General features: G+C 49.4%; 1 protein-coding gene. It reads right to left on the reverse strand.

Features of this window, described 5'->3' with window-relative positions; translation table 11 throughout:
- Nucleotide 1 precedes the first annotated feature (1 nt).
- Nucleotides 2-1,597 (reverse strand): isocitrate lyase, encoded by a 1,596-nt coding sequence (locus ABYW01_RS20230; protein WP_372836260.1) that lies wholly within the window; start codon nt 1,595-1,597, stop codon nt 2-4.
- Nucleotides 1,598-2,071: the final 474 nt, after the last annotated feature.

A 2,071-nucleotide genomic window follows, 5' to 3' on the forward strand; every position in this document is an offset into this window, starting at 1 on the left:
CTTAGCTGAACTGGTTAGAGGTGTTTTTCGCACCGCCAGCTTTCAGCGCGTTCTCGCCTGCAAAGTATTCTTTGTGGTCGTCGCCCATGTCGGAACCGGACATGTTCTGGTGCTTAACACATGCGATGCCCTGACGGATCTCTTTACGCTGAACGCCTTCAACGTAACCCAGCATACCCTGCTCACCGAAGTACTCTTTCGCCAGGTTGTCTACAGACAGGGCGGTAGTGTGGTAAGTCGGCAGTGTGATCAGGTGGTGGAATACGTTCGCTTCACGCGCAGTATCAGCCTGGAACGTCTTAACGCGAGCATCAGCTGCAGCAGACAGTTCAGAATCATCGTATTCAGCAGACATCAGGTTGCTACGGTCGTAAGCAGAAACGTCTTTGCCTTCAGCTTCCCAAGTATCGAAAGTCTGCTGACGGAAGTTCAGCGTCCAGTTGAAAGATGGGGAGTTGTTGTAAACCAGTTTCGCATCTGGGTGAACTTTACGAACGTCGTCCATCATGCCCTTGATTTCGTGGACAGTAGGAACAGCAGTTTCGATCCACAGCAGGTCAGCACCGGCATTGATCGCTTCGATACAGTCGAATACGCAACGCTCATGGCCAGTACCCTGACGGAACTGATACAGACCGGAAGGCAGACGCTTAGGACGCACCAGCTTGCCGCCGCGGTTAAAGACAACATCGCCTTCAGCCATGTCAGCTACATCGATCTCTTCAACGTCCAGGAAGGAGTTGTATACGTCACCCTGATCGCCTGGCTCTTTAACTACAGCGATCTCTTTGGTCAGGCCAGCACCTTCGGAGTCGGTACGTGCAACGATCAGACCGTCATCAACACCCAGTTCCAGGAAAGCGTAACGCAGTGCGCGCAGCTTAGCGTGGAAGTCGTTGTGAGGTACGGTTACTTTACCGTCCTGGTGGCCACACTGCTTCTCATCAGCAACCTGGTTTTCGATCTGCAGGCAGCAAGCACCGGCTTCGATCATCTGCTTAGCCATCAGGTAAGTCGCTTCAGCGTTACCGAAACCAGCGTCGATATCTGCAACGATAGGCACTACGTGCGTTTCGTGGTTGTCGATCTGGCTCTGGATGTCAGCTTCTTTAGCTGCATCGCCCGCTTCGCGTGCTTTGTCCAGTTCACGGAACAGGCCGCCCAGTTCACGTGCGTCAGCCTGACGCAGGAAGGTGTACAGCTCAGCTACCAGAGAAGCTACAGAGGTTTTCTCGTGCATGGACTGATCTGGCAGAGGACCGAAGTCAGAGCGCAGTGCAGCAACCATCCAGCCAGACAGGTACAGGTAACGACGTTCAGTAGAACCGAAGTGTTTTTTGATAGAGATCAGCTTCTGCTGACCTACAAAACCGTGCCAGCAGCCCAGAGACTGGGTGTACTTGGTTTTGTCTTTGTCGAACTCAGCCATGTCACGACGCATGATGCCAGCAGTGTACTTAGCGATGTCCAGGCCAGTTTTGAATTTGTTCTGAGCACGCATGCGCGCAGCAGATTCTGGGTTGATGGCATCCCAAGGGCTACCGGCATCCGCTTTCAGTGCGGAGATGCTATCGATATCTTGATTCAGTGTAGACATGGTAAGTCCTCTACAGTTTGACCTGTTAGGTAACGATTATAGTTATAGGGTTGGAGCCGGAGCCCCTTCCAATTCCCTTGACTCAGTTCTTATAAGAAAGCCGCTGATAGCGAATTTCTTTGCCGGTCCAGCTATTTAAAAAACAGTCTGAGTGGCGTTGTTAGGCAGCATAATGCGTGTCCTTGACGTAACCGTCAATGCGCATTTGTGCGAAGCAGCAAAATTGTAGTTTGACTACATTTCTCCTTACTGAAAATGTGTAAATTCACTACAAACTATAAAGGTGGGACAGGGGCGTGAAAGCCTGTAAATACAAGGCGTTAAGCGGGTCATGCACAAGTACTAAAGACTTTAGTCTAGGGTTGGTTTTGCATATTTTACAAGAATTATAGTTATATAAAGTATTTTTTTAATAGCTAAAAGTTCTCAATTTTAATCAACTACATTTTGATTAAAATTCCTTTAATTCAATAA

It is taken from the genome of Pontibacterium sp. (assembly GCF_041587635.1).
In the GTDB taxonomy this organism is placed as follows: domain Bacteria; phylum Pseudomonadota; class Gammaproteobacteria; order Pseudomonadales; family Balneatricaceae; genus Pontibacterium.

Coding starts and splice junctions, on each gene's coding strand:
- ABYW01_RS20230 (WP_372836260.1), bottom strand. CDS start 1,597: ATGTCTACACTGAATCAAGATATCGATAGCATCTCCGCACTGAAAGCG.